The sequence below is a fragment of the Paracoccus sp. S-4012 genome, assembly GCF_009674885.1.
GTDB lineage: Bacteria > Pseudomonadota > Alphaproteobacteria > Rhodobacterales > Rhodobacteraceae > Paracoccus.
Map to the genome: position 1 here is coordinate 12,145 of NZ_WKKA01000009.1, position 16,555 is coordinate 28,699.

Below are 16,555 nucleotides of genomic sequence, written 5' to 3' on the forward strand. Positions count from 1 at the left end.
CGTCACCCCCATTCGGCGGTCCAGCCCTCGATCAGCCGCGACTGCAAATGCTTGGCGCGCGTGACCCAGGCGGCGCTGCCTTCGGGCGACTCCCGCCCCTGGCTCGCGGCGCGGCGAGCCTCGTCGGCGCAGAGGATGGCGAAGGCAAGTTCGCGCGCCGGCGCATCGGTGCGGGCGGCAAGCCCCGCGAGATTCGAGACGAAGTTCAGCGTCCCGGTCTTGGCCAGCAGGCTGACCGGCGCGTCCAGGGTCTTTCCGGTGGCGTCCCGCAACGGCTCCTGCGGCAGCAGCGCCCGCAGGTGCCGCCCCGGCCCAGCCATGACCCCGGCCAGGGCCGCCGCGCTGATACGGCTCGCCGCCGAAAGCCCCGAGTGGTCGGCGAAGCGGAACGGCCGCCGCACCCCCTGTCCGGCCAGCCACCCCTCCATCGCCCGTGCGGAGGCTACGAGACTGCCCTCGCCGCTCGCCGCCAGCCCGACCGCCTCGGCCGTGAGGTTGGTCGAATAGTCCAGCATTCCGCGCAGGATCTCGCTCAGCGGCGGGCTCTCGGTCCGGGCGATCTCCCTGGCGGCGGGCGGCAATTCGTCCAGCACCTCGGCGGGTTCGAGCGCCAGCCCCTCGGCCCGCAGCAGCGTGCGGAACACGTCGCCGGCGTAGAGTTCGGGGTGGCGCACCGGCAGCCAGCGGCTGCCCGGCCGCCGGACCGCATCGCGGGCCACGTGCCAGCCCTCGACGGTGCCGTCCGTCTCCCAGTCGAACAGCGCCGCCGTCCTCTCGGCCGCCGCGATCGAGACGCTGCCGACCGGCGGGCTCAGCCGCGCGGCCCGCGCCTCGAGGCTGAATTGCGGCCCTCCCGGACCGCTGCGCCAGCCGAGATGCACGCGGTTGAAGTTCAGCATCATGCCCGAAAGCGCGGGGTTGTAGGACAGGTGGTCGTCCTGCTCCGGCGCGATCTCCGCCAGCCGAGGCAGCGCGCCGCCCCAGACCGCCAGCCGCGTGGCGCCGGTGGCCACGGACGCCCGCTGCGCCAGCTCCGCCAGCCGGTCGGTATCCAGCACCGGATCGCCGCCGCCCGCGAGGATCAGCCGGTCGCCATCGGTCAGAACCCGCGTCACGAAGCGGTGCCGCGGCCCCAGCCGGTCGAGCGCATAGAGCGCCGTGACCGCCTTCAGCGTGCTCGCCGGGGGCAGCGGAAGATCGGCGTTCATCCCGCCCAGCGGCAGCCCCGTCGCCGCGTCGAGGACGGCGAAGCCGACGCTTCCGCCGAGGCCTGCCTGCGCGATCAGATCGGCGGCGGCGGGCTGCGGCTGCGGCGGCTTCGGGGGCGGGCGGACGCCGTAGACGTCGCCCCGGACCGGCCGCGCGACGCCCGCCGCCATCGCCCCGAGAAGGAAGCCGCGCCGCTTCATGCCGTGACCTTCGCCGGAACGCCCTCGCGCACCGCCCGGAGAGCGCTCGACGAGGCCGGATGCATCGGCAGGTTCACAAGCGCCCAGGCCGGCGGCGCGGCCGTGGCGAGGCGATGCGACTCGGACTCCGGCAGCCGGTACCGCGCCAGCACCCGCGCCGCGACCGAGGTCCGCGCCGCCAGCCGCGAGCCGGGCCGCGCCAGAACGCCGATCGGCACGCGCGCCGCGATCTCGCGCCACCGCTGCCACCGCGCGAACTGCACCATGTTGTCGCTGCCCATCAGCCAGACGAATCGCACCCCGGGATAGCGCGCCTGAAGCGCCGCGATCGTGTCGGCCGTGAGCCGGGTGCCAAGCCGCGCCTCGATATCCGTCACGACGATCCGCGGGTCGCGGACCAGCGCCCGCGCCGCCGCCACGCGCGCGGCCAGCGGCGCCGGCCCATGCGGCTTCAGCGGGTTGCCGGGCGAAACCAGCCACCACACCCGGTCCAGACCGAATCGGGCCAGCGCCTGCCGGCTCACATGCAGATGCCCGCCATGCGGCGGGTCGAAGGAGCCGCCGAAGAGGCCGACGCGCTGTCCCGGCAGCGCGAGGGGGTGGAGGGAAACCATGCGCCCCGTCTAGGTGCCCGGGCGCGCGGCCTGCAAGAGCGATCACGGGAAGCTCAACGGCGCCGAGACCTCGCCCTCGCGCGGTCCCAGCGGCCCGCCGAGGCAGCAGCGGCCGCGCCCGCTGCGCTTGGCGGCATAGAGCGCGGCGTCCGCCTCGGCCGCCAGCATCCCGAGGTCGGGCGGCGCGGCAGAGGTCGCGACCGCGATGCCGATGCTGGCCGAGACCGAGAGCCTCGTCCCGCCGATCGCCACCGGCTCCTCGATCCGGGCGATGATCCGCCGGGCCAGCCGCTCTAGCGGCTGCGGCGCCGCGAGGCCCCGCAGCAGCAGCACGAACTCGTCGCCGCCGGGCCGCGCCACGGTGTCGCCGGCCCGCGTCTCCTCGGTCAGGATGCGCGCGACATGGGCAAGCAGCGCATCGCCCGCGGCATGGCCGTGATGGTCGTTCACCGCCTTGAAGCCGTCGAGGTCGAGATGCAGCACCGCGAAGCCCGCGCCCCCCTCGCCCCGCCGCTCGAGCCGCAGCGCCCCCGCCGCGCGCTGCAGCGCGAGGTCGAGGCCGCGGCGATTGGCCAGCCGCGTCAGCGGATCGGTGAGCGATTCCGTCTCGGCGGTCTGGCGCGCGTCATCGAGCGCGCTGTTGTGCCGTGCCAGCGCCGCGACCGCGGTCCGCGTCGCCTCGTAGAGAAAGAGGAGCTCCATCGCCAGCTCGCTCGGTGCGAAGTCGGCATCGGTCAGGTCGAATTGCCGCACCGCCTGCGGCAGGCCGATGCCGAAGCCGAGATTGAGGATCAGCCGCCCCCCGGCGCCCGCGACCGCATGGCCGCGCAGCAGCGCCTGCGGCGCCGGCTTCTGGCGCAGGAACAGACGCCGCCCCTCCCCCGCGGCGGCCCGCAGCCCCTCCATCGCGCCGCCCGCATGATGCGGCCGCTCGATCACGAAGGCCTCCTCGAGGTGCCGCGCCGGACCGATCAGCTTGCGCAGCGTCGGCCCGGCGGACAGCAGATGCCCCTCCTCGTCGAGGACGAGGTGCATCGGCAGGAGCCGCGCGAGGTCGGCGCAGCGCAGCGCGCCGGCCGTCACGCAACCGCCCCCCGCAGGGCCGGTCCCGCCGCGAGATCGAAGTCCCGCGCGGCCGAGAAGGCCTCGTCCGAGACGTCCACCGCGATCGCCGCGCCCTCGTCGACGATCAGCGCGAGGGCGCCGTAATCATCCGACATCGCGCGCAGGAGCCCGGCGAGCACGCTCTGCCATTCCACCGCGCCGCGGCTGACGCCCACGCGGAAGCGCCCCCGCCCGCTCACCGTGACGCTGAATCGCGGCATCTCGAGGTCGGGCAGCACCAGATGCGCCCTGCCCTGCAACTCCTCGAGCGAGAGGACGAACTCGCCGAAATCCGCGCCCGAGAACCGCAGCAGACGCCGCGCCGGCTCCATCCGCGCGAGCCAGGCGCCGAGGTCCTCCAGCATCTCCTCGGCAGGCTTGCCGAGGGTTGCCGCCGACGCCGCGATCAGTTGCAGGGTCAGGCGGTCGGGATAATGCCGGAACGGCGCGAACCCTTCCGGGCAGTCGATCCGCGCCGCCACCTGCGCCCAGGCGGCCTCGCCGTAGCTGTCGCAGACAAATTCCTGGATGGTGTGGTTCACGAGGCCGTGCATCGCTGTCCCGTCCCTGCCGACGGGACCCTGCTAGCACTCGGGGGTTAAAAAAACCTTCAAGCCGCTCAGAGACCGGCCTCGAGCCGGGCGCGGGCGTGCATGATGGCCTCCGGCGCCAGCCCCTCGGCCGCGGCGAAATCGAGCAGGCGGCGGTCGTCGGCGAGCAGGAAATCGAGGACGAAGCCGCCGAATTCCGGCTGCCCGGCCATGCGCCGCAGGCTTGCGGGGTCGGCCCCGCTCGCCTCCAGCAGCGCCGCGGTGAGGTCCGGGCGGCCGGCGATGAATGCGAGCCCGCGCGCGCCCAGCTCGGCCACCTCCGCCGCTGCCGGCGAATTTTCGCTCATCCCGTTCCTGCCTCCGCCCGGAAATCCTTTGTTAACGTCTTGGCGCGATTATGGCGGCGAAGGCAACCGCGGGTAGGAAGATGAGCGGCACCATCCTGATCGCCGACGCCGTGGCCACGAGCCGGATCACGCTGAAGGCGCGGCTGGCCTCGGCCTGCCACGACACCGCGCTCGCCCGCGATGTCGAGGAAGCGGCGCGGGTCGTCGCCGGGGGCGGCGTCGACGTGGTCGTGGCCTCCGATTCGCTGCCGGGCGGCGGCATCGCGGGGCTGCGGGACCGGGTCGCGGTGCCGATCCTCGCAATCTGCGCGCCCGAGGGGCGGCTCGCGGCGATTCGCGATGGCGCCAGCGCGGTGCTGGAGCGGCCGCTGGATGAGTTCATGGTGCTCGCCCGTCTGCGGAGCCTGCGGACCGGCGCCGCCGACTGGCCGGTTGAGGCGACGGCCGCGCGGGCGCCGGGCCTCGCCGAGGCGCCGGCCGCATGGGAACCGGCGGCGGTCAGCCCGGCCCGCCTGGCCCTGGTGCCGCCCGATCCCGCCACCGGCATGGCCTGGAAACGCGCCCTCGCCCGCCATGGCGGCTTCACCGCCGAGACCCTGACGGCCGAGCAGGCCCTCGCCGCGGCGGCGGCGGGGCGGGCGGCCGACCTCTACCTCATCGCCGCCGATCTCGCGCAGCCGGGCGACGGGCTGCGGCTGCTCTCGGAGCTTCGCGCGCGTCCCGGCTCGGGCGCCGCGGGCTTCGTGATCGCGCTCGGGCCGGGGCAGCAATCGCTGGCGCCGGTGGCGCTCGACCTCGGGGCCGGGGATGTGCTGCCGATGGCCCTGGGCGAGCGCATGGCCGAAGAGGCCGTGCTGCGCCTCGCCGGGCTCCTGAACGGCAAGCGCGCCGCCGACCGCCGCCGCGACGCGGCCGAGCGCGAGCGGCGGCTCGCGCGGACCGATCCGCTGACCGGGCTGGCGAACCGCCGCGATGCGATGCCGCGGCTCGATGCGCTCTGCGCCGATGCCGGCACGGGCCGCGCGGTGATGCTGGTCGATCTCGACCGCTTCAAGGCGGTCAATGACGGCTTCGGCCATGCCGCGGGCGACGCGGTGCTGGTCGAGGTCGCGCGGCGGCTGCAGGCGACCTGCCCGGCGGATGCCCTCACCGCCCGCCTCGGGGGTGAGGAGTTCCTCGTCGCCGCGCACCTTCCCGGCCCCGCCGCCGCGGCAGCCCTCGCCGAGGCGCTGCGCGGCGCCATCGCCGCTTCGCCGGTCGCGCTGCCCGCGCGCGTTGGCGGCGGCGCCATTCGCGTCACCGGCTCCGTCGGCCTCGCCTTCGCCGCCCGCGGCGGCGCGCCGACGACCGCCGAGGCGATGCTGCACGGGGCCGACTGCGCGCTCCTCGACGCCAAGGCCGCCGGCCGCAACCGGGTGCGCTGCGGCAGACACGACTGCGCGGCGTGATCCATGCGGCGAGGGAACGCAGTTGGCCGGCACCCAGGGTAGTCTTTCGGGACAGAAATCCCTATCTGGAGGGCAAGCGAACCGAAGCAGGTGCCGATCATGTCCGAGACCATCACCACGGCCTTCCCGTCGCCACTGCCCAGCCACGCCCTCGCGGGCGAGCGGCCGACCGGCCAGGCCATGCGCCGCGGCGCCGCCAGCCGCTGCCCCGCCTGCGGCGAGGGCCGCCTCTTCAGCCGCTTCCTCAAGGTCGCCGACCACTGCCCCTCCTGCAACGAGGCGCTGCATCATCATCGCGCCGACGACGGCCCGGCCTATGTCACGATCGTGATCGTGTCGCACCTGCTGTCGCCGATCCTGATGATCGTGTTCCTCGCATGGCGGCCGTCCACGGCCTCGATGGTGGTGGGCTTCCTCGGCGCCGCCGTGGTCATGTCGCTGCTGCTGCTGCCGCCGATCAAGGGCGCCTTCGTCGGGCTGCAATGGGCGCGGCGGATGCATGGCTTCGGCCGGGGCGAGGCATCGACCGAATGAGCGCCGCCGCCGCCGCGCCCGAGGTGCCGATCCGAGACGCTGCGACCGTGATCCTGCTGCGGCGCGACCGGGGCGAGGCGCCGAGCGTGCTGATGGGGATGCGCGGCGCGGCGGCGGCCTTCATGGCCTCGAAATACGTCTTTCCCGGCGGCGCGGTCGATGACGGCGACGATGCCGCCGACGACGGCATGGCCGACCCGCGCCTGATGCTGGAGGCGCGCGACGGCTCGCGCGTCACGCCGGCGGGCCTTCTCGGCTGCGCCCGCCGCGAGCTGGAGGAGGAGACCGGCCTGCGCCTGCTGCCCGACGCGGCGGTCCAGTTCGTCTTCCGCGCCATCACCCCGCCCGGCCGCCCGCGCCGCTTCGACGCGCGCTTCTTCGTCGTGGATGCGGCCGATGTCACGGGCGACCCGGACGACTTCTCGGCCGCCGAGGATGAGCTGTCGCATCTCCACTGGGTGCCCCTGACCGAAGCGCGGCGGCTCGATCTGCCCTTCATCACCGAGGTGGTGCTGGCCGAGGTGGCGGCGCTGGCCGAGGCCGCGGGCGACGGTCCGCTGCCGCGTCCGGCGACGGTGCCGTTCTTCGACAACCGCACGGACGAGCCGCGCTTCTGCCAGATCGGCGCCGAGGCGCCGTCAGTCAGTCCCCGGCCATGATGCGGTCGAGCCGCGCCTGCTCCTCCTTCGAGAGCGGCGGCGCCGGTTCAGCCTCGGGCATCCGGCGGCGGCTGCGGATATAGGCGAAGGCAAGGCCGAGGCCCGCCAGCCCCATCGCCGGCGCGGCAAGATAGAGGATCAGGTTGCTGCCGGTCGCCCGCGGCTCGAACAGCACGAACTCGCCATAGCGCGCAGTCACGGCGTCGATCACCTCGGCATTGCTGTCGCCCTCGACCAGCCGCTCGCGCACATAGAGGCGCAGGTCGCGGCTGATCCCGGCATTGCTGTCGTCGATGGTCTCGCCCTGGCAGATCGGGCAGCGCAGCACCCTGGAAATCTCGCGCGCCCGCGCCTCGAGGGCCGGGTCGGCGAGGATCTCGTCCGGCTGGACCGCGAGGACCGGCCCCGCCGCGATCAGCGCGAGGACCAGCAGGGCCCGGCGCAGCAGCCCCCTCATTCCGCCGCCACCGGCTTCGGCCGCCGCGTGGCGGGGGCCCGCGCCGCACCCGCCGCGACCCGGATGCGCCGGTCGCTGAGCGACAGCAGCCCGCCCAGCGCCATCAGCGCCGCGCCGGCCCAGATCCAGTTGACGAACGGCTTGATGTAGCTGCGCACCGCCCAGCCGCCGCCCGCCTGCGCGTCGCCGATCACCAGATACACGTCGCGGAAGATGCCGTTATGCATCGCGGCCTCGGTCGTGGGCATCGCCTGGACCGGATAGACCCGCTTTTCGGGGCGCAGCGTGCCAACCTCGCGGCCGCCCTGCGTGACCCGCATCGTGGCGGTGGTCGAGATGTAGTTCGGCCCCGGCACCTCATCGACGGCCTCGAGCGTGATCTCGTAGCGGCCGACCGGGAAGGTCTGGCCGACCTGCGCCACGCGGATGTCCTCGGTCTGCCAGGCCGTCAGCAGCGCGATGCCAATAAACGTGACGCCGAGGCCGCCATGCGCGACCGCCTTGCCCCAGTCGGCGCGCGGCAGGCGCATCAGGCGCGCGACGCCGCCCTTGTTGGCGCGGAACCACAACTCGACCACGGCCCCGGCGATCAGCCAGGAGCCAAGGCCCGCGCCGATCACCGCAAGCCCGCTGCGCCCGGTCGAGACGGCGAAGACCAGCACCATGACCGCGCCCGCGAAAGTCGCCGCCGGCATCATCACCCGCACCGCCCGGCCGATCTGGCCGCGCTTCCAAGGCAGGATCGCGCCGATGGGCAGCGCGAGGGCGAGGACCACCATGAAGGGCGTGAAGGCCTGTTCGAAGAAGGGCGGGCCGACAGAGAGGGTGCGGCCCCAGGTCTCGGCCAGCAGCGGCCAGATGGTGCCGATGAAGACCACGAAGGCGGCGACGGCCAGCAGCACGTTGTTGAGCAGCAGCGCGCTTTCCCGCGAGACGGTGCTGAACACGCCGCGCGCGGTCATGGCGCCGGCGCGGGCGGCAAACAGCGTCAAGGCGCCGCCGACGAAGACGCCGAGGATCACGAGGATGAACACCCCCCGCGTCGGGTCGGAGGCGAAGCTGTGGACCGAGGTCAGCACGCCCGAGCGCACGATGAAGGTGCCGATCAGCGAGAAGGCGAAGGCGAGGATCGCGAGCAGGATGGTCCAGCTCTTCAGCACCTCGCGCTTTTCGACCACGATCGCCGAATGCAGCAGCGCCGCGGCCAGCAGCCAGGGCATGAAGCTGGCGTTCTCGACCGGGTCCCAGAACCAGAAGCCGCCCCAGCCGAGCTCGTAATAGGCCCACCACGAGCCGAGCGCGATGCCGATGGTCAGGAACACCCAGGCGGCCAGCGTCCAGGGCCGCACCCAGCGCGCCCAGGCGGCGTCCACCCGGCCCTCGATCAGCGCCGCGACGGCGAAGCTGAAGGTCATGCTGAGGCCGACATAGCCGAGGTAGAGGAACGGCGGGTGCAGCGCCAGGCCGGGGTCCTGAAGCAGCGGGTTCAGGTCGCGGCCGTCGAAGGGCGGGCTCTCCATCCGCAGGAAGGGGTTCGAGGTGAAGAGGATGAAGGCGAGGAAGGTGGCCCCGATGGCGCCCTGCACCGCGAGGGCGCGGGCGCGTAGCGTCGGCGGCATGTTGTGGTCGAAGCTCGCCGCCGCCGCGCCAAAGAGCGCCAGGATCAGCACCCAGAGCAGCATCGAGCCCTCGTGGTTGCCCCAGACGCCGCTGATCTTGTAGATCATCGGCTTCAGCGTGTGACTGTTCTCGTAGACCAGCCGGACCGAGAAATCCGAGGTCACGAAGGCCACGGTCAGCGCCGCGAAGGCGATCCCGACCAGCCCGAACTGCGCCAGCGCCGCGGGCCGCGCGCTCTCCATCGCCGCGGCATGGCCGCGATGCGCGCCCACGAGCGGCACGACCGTCTGCCAGAGCGCGACGGCGAAGGCGAGGACGAGGGCGAAATGGCCGAGTTCGGCGATCATGGGCAGGCCTCCGGTCGCGCGTGGTGGCGCAGAGACTAACGCCTCGGGCCGCCCGGTGCCAGCACTGCCGGGGCGTTTCGCATGCACGAGTGCGGGACCGCGGCCATGCGCCGCGGGCCCCGCGAGCGGTGTCAGCGCCGCTCGGACGCCCATTCGGCGAGGGCGGGGTTGTCGTCGAAGATGCCCGTGGGAACCGCCGGCAGCCGCGCCTCGACCGAGGTCGCAACCGCCCCCGCCTCGTCCGCCGTGACCGAGGTCTGCCGCACCGTGGCTTGCGGCCAGACGCGGTGGCGGAAGTAATGCGCCTCCCGCGCGCCGAAATAGAAGCTGACGATCGCGCCCATCAGCCACCACAGCGGCTCGGGGACCAGCGCCAGCCCCTCCATCCGCATGCTGAAGCCGCCGGGATCAGCCATCGCATAGCCGAAGAGGCTGAGCGTGCCGACCGTCAACATCGGCCGCGGCAGGCGGTTCAGCCCGTTGACGAAGCCGTCGAACCACCCCGCGCGCGGCATTTGGAACTCGGCCCCGTGCTCGGCCATGGCGCGCGCATAGGCCTCCTCGTCGAGTTCCATGCGCCGGGTGGCGTTCTCGCGGAACACCTCGGCCACCGAGGTCGCGGCGTTGCCCACGGCCGTGGCGGTCGGCCCGAGGCCGAGCAGGCGGTCGATCATGCCCATCGCGCGGTCCTCGCCTTGTGCTGCGCCTCGGTGAGATGGAAGCGCGGATGCATGAAGGCCTCGGCCCGGGTGATCCAGCCGCCCTTGCCGCCGTCCTTGCGGCGGGCGAACTTGCGGCTGGCGGGGCGCGCGTCGCCGAGGGCGTAATAGTAGTTGCGCCGCGCGATGCCGTAGGCGTCCGCCAGATGCCGGGGCGCGGCGAGGGCCGCCTCGCGCGCCGCGCGGATCGTCTGCTGGCCAACGATACCGTCGTCCTGTGCCGCAAACCCCATGCGCGTCAGCAACCGCTGCAGGATCTTCACCGCATTCGCGCCCGCGTTCACATACATGTCGAAGACCGAGGGCTGCACCGCCAGCGGCAGTTCGGCGATGCGCGGCTGGCGGAAGTAGTGCTCGACGAAGATGCGCTGCGCATCCGAGCGCGTCAGCGCCTTCACGTCGGCCAGGTCCACCCGCCCGTCGCCGGTCTTGTCGAGGCCGAGCCGCTTCAGCGTCGCCAGCGTCACCCCGTATTTCGTCGGCCCGCCCGGATCGTCGCGGTCGTTGACGTATCCGCCCTCGCGCGCCACGATCTCGGCGGCGATCTCCTCCACCGTCGGCATGTCCATCCCCCTCCAATTGCGAGGGGAGAGGCTGCGCCTTGATGGTTAACGAGGGCTTGAGGGGCCGTGCGTTGCGTCAGCTGCTTGGCAGCGCCGCCGGGTTCACATGCACGCCCTGGGCCTCGAGCGTGTCGATGACCTCCTTGGGCATGTAGTTCTCGTCATGCTTGGCGAGGATCTCGCTGGCCACGAACACCCCGTCCTGCAGCGTGCCGGTGCCGATCATCCCCTGCCCCTCGGCGAAGAGGTCGGGCAGGATGCCCTCGAAATGGACCGGGATGGTGGCGGCGGTGTCGGTGACGGCGAAGGTGACGGTGGTGCCTTCGCCGCGGCGGATGCTGCCCTCCTCGACAAGACCGCCGAGCTTGAAGACCTCGCCCGCATCCGGCGGCTCGGCGGCGACCTGGGCGGGCGAGCGGTAGAAGTTGATCCCGTCGCGGAAGCCGTAGCCGATCAGCCCGGTCGCGATGACGAGCGCCACGGCAGCGGCGCTCAGGACCTGGATGCGGCGCTTCTTCTTCAGTGATCTCATCGCTCTGCTGCCCTTTCTTCAGGCTGCCTCGAAGGCCGTGGCCTGGCGCAGGAATTGGGTCGCCTTGCCCGAGACGCGGGCCGGATCGCCGGTGGTCAGGAACCGGCTTTGCGTCCCCGCGCCGCGGAACTCGGGCCTGCGGGTGAGGTAGTCCTCGAGGCTCGCCGCGACAAGCGCGGGCTGCGACAGGACCCGGACGCCGGGGCCGAGGGCCGATTGGAACGCGGCCTCCATCAGCGGGAAATGCGTGCAGCCGAGGACCGCGGCCTCCGGGTGCGGCATCCGGCGCAGCAGCGCCTCGACATGGCTGCGGACAAGGGCTTCGGCCAGGATCTCGTCGCCCTGCTCGATCGCGTCCACGACGCCGCCGCAGGGCTGGCCCTCGACATCGACGCCGACGGCGCGGAAGGCGAGCTCCCGCTGGAAGGCGCGGCTGGCGACGGTGGCGGGCGTGGCGAAGAGCGCGACGTGCTTCACCGCGACCTCGACCGGCGGCGAATTGTCGCCCCACTGGCGTTCCGTCAACGCCTCGATAAGCGGCACGAACACGCCGAGGACGCGCTTGTCATGCGGCACCCAGGTCTCCTGCATGCGCTTCAGCGCCACCGCCGAGGCGGTGTTGCAGGCCAGCACGACGAGGTCGCAGCCCTCTCCCCAGAGCCGCTCGACCGCGGCGCAGGTGAGGGCGAAGATGTCGTCGGCGGTGCGGGTGCCGTAGGGCGCATGGGCGTTGTCGCCGAGATAGACGAGCGGCAGGTGCGGCATCCGCTGACGGATCGCACCGAGAACGGTGAGGCCGCCGAGGCCCGAGTCGAAGATGCCGACGGCCATGCGCGCACGTCCCTCCGTGGTGGTGTGGGTGGGTTTAGGGCGGTGAGGGCGGAAAGGGAATGATTTTGGTCATGCGGCGGGTGCGTGGTTTCCACGCACCGTCACCGTCGCAACGTGGTGCGTTCATGGAACGCACCCTACGCGGCCCGCCTCTCGGGCTCCCTGCCTCCTGCCCGGAACTCCGCCAGCAACGCCTGCCGCCGGACCTCAGCCTTCTGCGCCGCCGCCTCGCGGATGAAGCCGTAGCCGCGCACCTCCATCGGCAGCGCCGCCAGTTCGCGCGCGGTCTCCATCGTCGCGGGGTTGAGCCCGCCAAGCACCTCGCGCATGTCGGCCTCGAAGCTGCGGATCGCGGCGCGTTCGGCGCGGCGGTCGGCGGACCAGCCGAAGGGGTCGAGCGGCGTGCCGCGCAGACCCTTCATCGCCGCAAGCACCCGGAAGCCGCGCAGCATCCAGGGGCCGAACTCGCGCTTCTTCGGCCGCCCGTCCCCGTCGCGCCCCGGCAGGACCGGCGGGGCGAGGTGGAAGCCGAGGCGGATGTCGCCCTCGAACTGCTCCTCGACCCGCCGCAAGGTGTCGAGATGCAGCCGCGCGACCTCGTATTCGTCCTTGTATGCCAATAGCTTGTAGTAGCTTGCTGCGACGGTTTCGCGCAGCTCCGGCGGCGCCGTGTCGACCAGCTTGCGGAAGCGGCGGGCGAGGCGCGCGTTCTGGTAGCCGACCAGCCGTTGCTCGCGATAGGCGATCGGGTCGGCGGGCTCGGCCGCCGCCTCCGGCCCGGCATGGACGATGGCCGCGGCCTCGCCCGGATGCAGCACCGCCCAGCGGCCGAGCTGGAAGGCGCGGCTGTTCTCGGCCACTTTGGCCCCGTTCATCTCGATCGCCTTGAGGATCGCGGGCTCGGAGAGCGGGATCAGCCCCCGCTGCCAGGCAGCGCCGCAGACCATCATGTTGGAATAGATCGAATCGCCCAGCAGCTTCAGCGCCAGTTCGGTCGCGTCGAAGAAGTCCACGCGGTCGCGCAGCCGCCGCTCGAGCGAGAGCTTCAGCCCCGCGGCGGGCAGGCGGAAGTCGCGGTTGCGGGTGAACTCGCCGGTGACGATCTCGTGGTCGTTGACGACCGCGCCGGTGCGGCCCTCGGTCATCATCCCCAAGGTCCTGGCCCCGGCGGTGACCACCAGATCGCCGCCGATCACCGCATCCGCCTCGCCCACGGCCACGCGGATGGCGCTGATGTCCTCCGGTCGGTCGGCCAGCCGCAGGTGGATCTGGACCGCGCCACCCTTCTGGGCGAGGCCCGCCATCTCCATCATCCCCGCGCCCTTGCCGTCGATATGCGCCGCCTGCGCCAGCACCGCGCCGATGGTCACGACCCCGGTGCCGCCGACGCCGGTGATGACGATGTTGTGGGTGCCTTCGATGGCAGGCAGCACCGGCTGCGGCATCTCGGGCAGGTCGAGCGCCTGCGCCTCGGGCTTGCGGGGCCTGCCGCCATAGACGCTGACGAAGCTGGGGCAGAAGCCCTTCACGCAGGAGTAGTCCTTGTTGCAGCTCGACTGGTCGATCTCGCGCTTGCGCCCGAGCGCCGTGTCGAGCGGCACCACCGAGACGCAGTTCGACTGCACCGAGCAGTCGCCGCAGGCCTCGCAGACCTCGGGGTTGATGAAGATGCGCCGGTCGGGGTCGGGGAAGGCGCCCTTCTTGCGGCGGCGGCGCTTTTCGGCCGCGCAGGTCTGGATGTAGAGGATCGCGCTGACGCCAGGCGCTTCGGTCAGGTCGCGCTGCACCCCCATCAGGTTCTCGCGCGGCTCGATCCTGAGGCCGGGGAAGTCGGCGGCGGGCGCGTCCTCCTTCTCGTCATGGACGACCACAACCGGGTCCACACCCATCGCCACCAGTTCGCGCGCGATGCGGGGTGCGCTGAGGCCGCCCTCGTTCGGCTGGCCGCCGGTCATCGCGACGGCGTCGTTGAAGAGCACCTTGTAGGTGATGTTCGTCCCCGCTGCGAGCGCGGCGCGGATAGCGAGGATCCCCGAATGGTTGTAGGTTCCGTCGCCAAGGTTCTGGAAAACATGCTTGCGGGTTCTGAACGGCGCCTCGCCGATCCAGTTCGCGCCCTCGCCGCCCATCTGCGTCACGCCGTTGGTGTCGCGGTCCATCCAGATCGCCATGTAGTGGCAGCCGATCCCGGCATAGGCGCGGCTGCCCTCGGGCAGGCGGGTCGAGGTGTTGTGCGGGCAACCCGAGCAGAACCAGGGGGTTCGCCGGGCAAGTTCGGGTGCGTTGTCGGCCCGGCGCGCCTCGCGGATGCGGTCGAGGCCGGCGTGTATGCGGTCGGTCCCGCGGCCTTCCTCGACCAGGATGTCGCCCAGCCGCTCGGCGATCAGCACCGGGTCGAGCGCGTAGCGGGTCGGGAACAGCTCCACCTTGCGGCCATGCTCCCAGGTGTCGCCCTTGTGCCAGCCATAGACGCGGCGGCCGCGGCGGTCGTCGAAGATCGCCTCCTTGACCTGCACCTCGATCAGCTTGCGCTTCTCCTCGACCACCACGATCAGGTCCAGCCCCTCGGCCCATTCGTGGAAGCTGGTCATGTCCAGCGGGAAGGTCTGCGCGATCTTGTAGGTGGTGACGCCCAGCCGCTCGGCCTCGGCCCCGTCGATCCCGAGCAGCGACAGCGCGTGGACCACGTCGAGCCAGTTCTTGCCCGCGGCGCAGATGCCGATCCTGGCGCCGGGCTTGCCCCAGACGCGGCGGTCGATGCGGTTCGCGCGGGCGAAGGCCTCGGCGGCGAAGCGCTTGTAGTCGATCATGCGCGCTTCCTGCACGACCGGCGTGTCGCCCAGGCGGATGGTCAGCCCGCCCTCGGGCATGAGGAAATCCTCCGGCGTGACGAAGCTCAGCCGGTGCGGGTCTCCGTTGACCACGGCGGTCGCCTCGACAGTGTCCTTCATCGTCTTGAGGCCACACCAGAGGCCGGAATATCGCGACAAGGCAAAGCCGTAGAGGCCGAGATCGAGAATCTCCTGCACCCCGGCCGGCGACAAAACCGGCATGTAGGCATCGACCATGGCGAAGTCGGACTGGTGCAGCAGGGTCGAGCTTTCGGCCGTGTGGTCGTCGCCCATCGCCATGAGGACGCCGCCGTGCTTCGAGGTGCCCGCGAGGTTCGCGTGGCGCATCACGTCGCCCGAGCGGTCCACGCCCGGCCCCTTGCCGTACCAGAGTGCAAAGACCCCGTCGTATTTCCCCTCGCCGCGCATCTCGGCCTGCTGGCTGCCCCAGACGGCGGTGGCGGCGAGATCCTCGTTCAGCCCCGGCTGGAAGGTGACGTTCATCGCCTCAAGCTCGCGCTTGTGACGCATCATCTGCAGGTCGACATTGCCCAGCGGACTGCCGCGATAGCCGCTGACATAGCCGGCGGTGTTCAACCCCGCGGCGCGGTCGCGGTCGGCCTGCATCAGCATCAGACGCACGAGGGCCTGGGTGCCGTTCAGAAGCACCGTCTGCTTCGCGAGGTCAAAGCGGTCGGCAAGCGAGAACTCGGCGTGTTTGCTCATGGCGCCCTCCCCGGCGTCTGCCTCCTTCCAATATAGGTCAGACAGCCTGACGCACAAAGGGAAACTTGCCGCTTCCCCGAAGCTTCCGCCGCGTGTAACGACCTGCAAGGAGTGCAGAGCCGATTTGCAAGGAATGCAAAGCCGTGGACTGGGACAAGCTGCGAATCTTTCACGCGGTCGCTGAGGCCGGTTCGCTGACCCATGCCGGCGACGTGTTGCAGCTGTCGCAGTCGGCCGTGAGCCGCCAGATTCGCGGCCTCGAGGAGATGCTCGCCACCACCCTTTTCCACCGCCACGCCCGCGGGCTGATCCTGACCGAGCAGGGCGAGCTGCTGTTCGAGGCCACGAAGCTGATGTCGACCAAGCTCGACAAGACGGCCGCGCGCATCCGCGACAGCGAGGAGCATGTCTTCGGCGAGCTGCGCGTCACCACCGCCACCGGCTTCGGCACCATGTGGCTGGTGCCGCGCCTGCCCCGCCTCTTTGCGCGCTATCCCGATCTGAAGATCGACCTCCTGCTGGAGGAGCGGGTGCTGGATCTGCCCATGCGCGAGGCCGACGTTGCCATCCGCATGAAGGAGCCGTCGCAGTCCGACCTGATCCGGCGGCGGCTGCTGAACATCCGCATGCGGCTTTATGCCACGCCCGGCTACCTCGCCGATGCGGGCGCGCCGCGGAAGCTTGAGGATCTGGCCGCGCACCGGCTGATCTTCCAGCACCCGACCACGCCCCAGGTCTCGGCCGGGGCGCGGCTGGCGCAGACGCTGCTGGCCCAGAACCCGCGCTCGACGCTGATGGTGAACAATTATTTCGGCGTGCTGCAGGGGGTGCTGTCGAATGTCGGCATCGGCTTGCTGCCCGACTACCTGACGCATGATTTTCCAGCCACCCTCGTGCGGGTGCTCGACGAGATCGAGTCGGTCGAAGTGCCGGTGTTCCTCGCCTATCCCGAGGAGCTGCGCGGCTCGCGCCGGGTCTCCGCCTTCCGCGACTTCGTTCTCGAGGAAATCCAGGCCTACCGCCGCCTGGAACAGCAGCTGCCTGCCGAGGGCGTCGCCGCCGAGGCCGAGGGGTATTCGGGTCACGCATAGCGGGTATTCTGCAACTGCAGCGCGCCCGGACTTGCGGCCGCCGCCGCCTAAACCTATCTGGCTCCGTGAAGGCGTTGCCCTCGGGCACTCCTTCAACCTCCCTGTTGGACTCAGGCCGGGCCTCGTGCCCGGCTTTTTTTTTTCGCCGTCGTGGGGTTCCGCGATAGGGCGG

General features: G+C 71.7%; 16 protein-coding genes. 4 read left to right on the top strand and 12 right to left on the bottom strand.

Going from position 1 to position 16,555, the window contains the following annotated elements; translation table 11 throughout:
• Positions 1–2: 2 nt before the first annotated feature.
• The 5 genes from GI374_RS12565 to GI374_RS12585 form a co-directional block, all read right to left on the bottom strand.
• Positions 3–1,409, bottom strand: a complete 1,407-nt coding sequence (locus GI374_RS12565; protein WP_229583195.1) for a D-alanyl-D-alanine carboxypeptidase — start codon at positions 1,407–1,409, stop codon at positions 3–5.
• Positions 1,406–2,023: a nicotinate-nucleotide adenylyltransferase gene (locus GI374_RS12570; protein WP_154337429.1), complete on the bottom strand. Its 618-nt coding sequence runs from the start codon at positions 2,021–2,023 to the stop codon at positions 1,406–1,408. Before GI374_RS12570 ends, GI374_RS12565 begins: the two co-directional genes overlap by 4 nt.
• A gap of 42 nt (positions 2,024–2,065) precedes the next feature.
• Positions 2,066–3,106, bottom strand: coding sequence for a diguanylate cyclase domain-containing protein (locus tag GI374_RS12575; protein ID WP_370515326.1), 1,041 nt, complete (start codon positions 3,104–3,106; stop codon positions 2,066–2,068).
• Positions 3,103–3,681 carry a heme NO-binding domain-containing protein gene (locus GI374_RS12580; protein ID WP_154337430.1) on the bottom strand — a complete coding sequence of 193 codons (579 nt, stop codon included), beginning with the start codon at positions 3,679–3,681 and terminating at the stop codon, positions 3,103–3,105. Before GI374_RS12580 ends, GI374_RS12575 begins: the two co-directional genes overlap by 4 nt.
• 65 nt (positions 3,682–3,746) lie before the next feature.
• A complete protein-coding gene (locus tag GI374_RS12585; protein ID WP_154337431.1) occupies positions 3,747–4,025 on the bottom strand; it encodes a DUF3572 family protein in 279 nt (92 codons plus the stop codon).
• Positions 4,026–4,105: 80 nt separating this feature from the next.
• Here GI374_RS12585 and GI374_RS12590 point away from each other — a divergent pair, with 80 nt between their 5' ends.
• The 3 genes from GI374_RS12590 (at position 4,106) to GI374_RS12600 (ending at position 6,666) form a co-directional block, all read left to right on the top strand.
• Complete coding sequence (locus GI374_RS12590) at positions 4,106–5,473, top strand: diguanylate cyclase (protein WP_154337432.1); 1,368 nt, start codon at positions 4,106–4,108, stop codon at positions 5,471–5,473.
• Positions 5,474–5,572: 99 nt separating this feature from the next.
• A complete protein-coding gene (locus tag GI374_RS12595) occupies positions 5,573–6,007 on the top strand; it encodes a DUF983 domain-containing protein (RefSeq protein WP_154337433.1) in 435 nt (144 codons plus the stop codon).
• A complete protein-coding gene (locus GI374_RS12600) occupies positions 6,004–6,666 on the top strand; it encodes an NUDIX domain-containing protein (RefSeq protein ID WP_154337434.1) in 663 nt (220 codons plus the stop codon). The genes GI374_RS12595 and GI374_RS12600 overlap by 4 nt, the downstream gene beginning before the upstream one ends.
• Here GI374_RS12600 and GI374_RS12605 read toward each other — a convergent pair.
• The 7 genes from GI374_RS12605 to GI374_RS12635 all read right to left on the bottom strand — a co-directional run bounded on the left by GI374_RS12605 (position 6,650) and on the right by GI374_RS12635 (position 15,292).
• The gene (locus GI374_RS12605; RefSeq protein ID WP_154337497.1) at positions 6,650–7,111 is read right to left on the bottom strand and encodes a cytochrome c-type biogenesis protein; all 462 of its coding nucleotides are present in this window, start codon (positions 7,109–7,111) and stop codon (positions 6,650–6,652) included. The two genes, GI374_RS12600 and GI374_RS12605, sit on opposite strands and share 17 nt — an antisense overlap.
• 8 nt (positions 7,112–7,119) lie before the next feature.
• Positions 7,120–9,090: a heme lyase CcmF/NrfE family subunit gene (locus GI374_RS12610; protein WP_154337435.1), complete on the bottom strand. Its 1,971-nt coding sequence runs from the start codon at positions 9,088–9,090 to the stop codon at positions 7,120–7,122.
• A gap of 131 nt (positions 9,091–9,221) precedes the next feature.
• Positions 9,222–9,770 carry a holin family protein gene (locus tag GI374_RS12615; protein ID WP_154337436.1) on the bottom strand — a complete coding sequence of 183 codons (549 nt, stop codon included), beginning with the start codon at positions 9,768–9,770 and terminating at the stop codon, positions 9,222–9,224.
• Complete coding sequence (locus GI374_RS12620; protein ID WP_154337437.1) at positions 9,761–10,372, bottom strand: holin-associated N-acetylmuramidase; 612 nt, start codon at positions 10,370–10,372, stop codon at positions 9,761–9,763. Before GI374_RS12620 ends, GI374_RS12615 begins: the two co-directional genes overlap by 10 nt.
• Positions 10,373–10,448: 76 nt before the next feature.
• On the bottom strand, positions 10,449–10,904 hold the full coding sequence (ccmE, locus tag GI374_RS12625; protein WP_154337438.1) for a cytochrome c maturation protein CcmE: 456 nt from the start codon (positions 10,902–10,904) through the stop codon (positions 10,449–10,451).
• An 18-nt stretch (positions 10,905–10,922) separates the two neighbouring features.
• Entirely contained in the window at positions 10,923–11,735 is an 813-nt protein-coding gene (locus tag GI374_RS12630) for a glutamate racemase (RefSeq protein WP_154337439.1), read from the bottom strand.
• A 137-nt stretch (positions 11,736–11,872) separates the two neighbouring features.
• Positions 11,873–15,292 carry an indolepyruvate ferredoxin oxidoreductase family protein gene (locus tag GI374_RS12635; RefSeq protein ID WP_154337440.1) on the bottom strand — a complete coding sequence of 1,140 codons (3,420 nt, stop codon included), beginning with the start codon at positions 15,290–15,292 and terminating at the stop codon, positions 11,873–11,875.
• 143 nt (positions 15,293–15,435) lie between these two features.
• Between GI374_RS12635 and GI374_RS12640 the strand changes: the two genes are divergently transcribed.
• On the top strand, positions 15,436–16,383 hold the full coding sequence (locus GI374_RS12640; protein ID WP_370515328.1) for a LysR family transcriptional regulator: 948 nt from the start codon (positions 15,436–15,438) through the stop codon (positions 16,381–16,383).
• Positions 16,384–16,555: the final 172 nt, after the last annotated feature.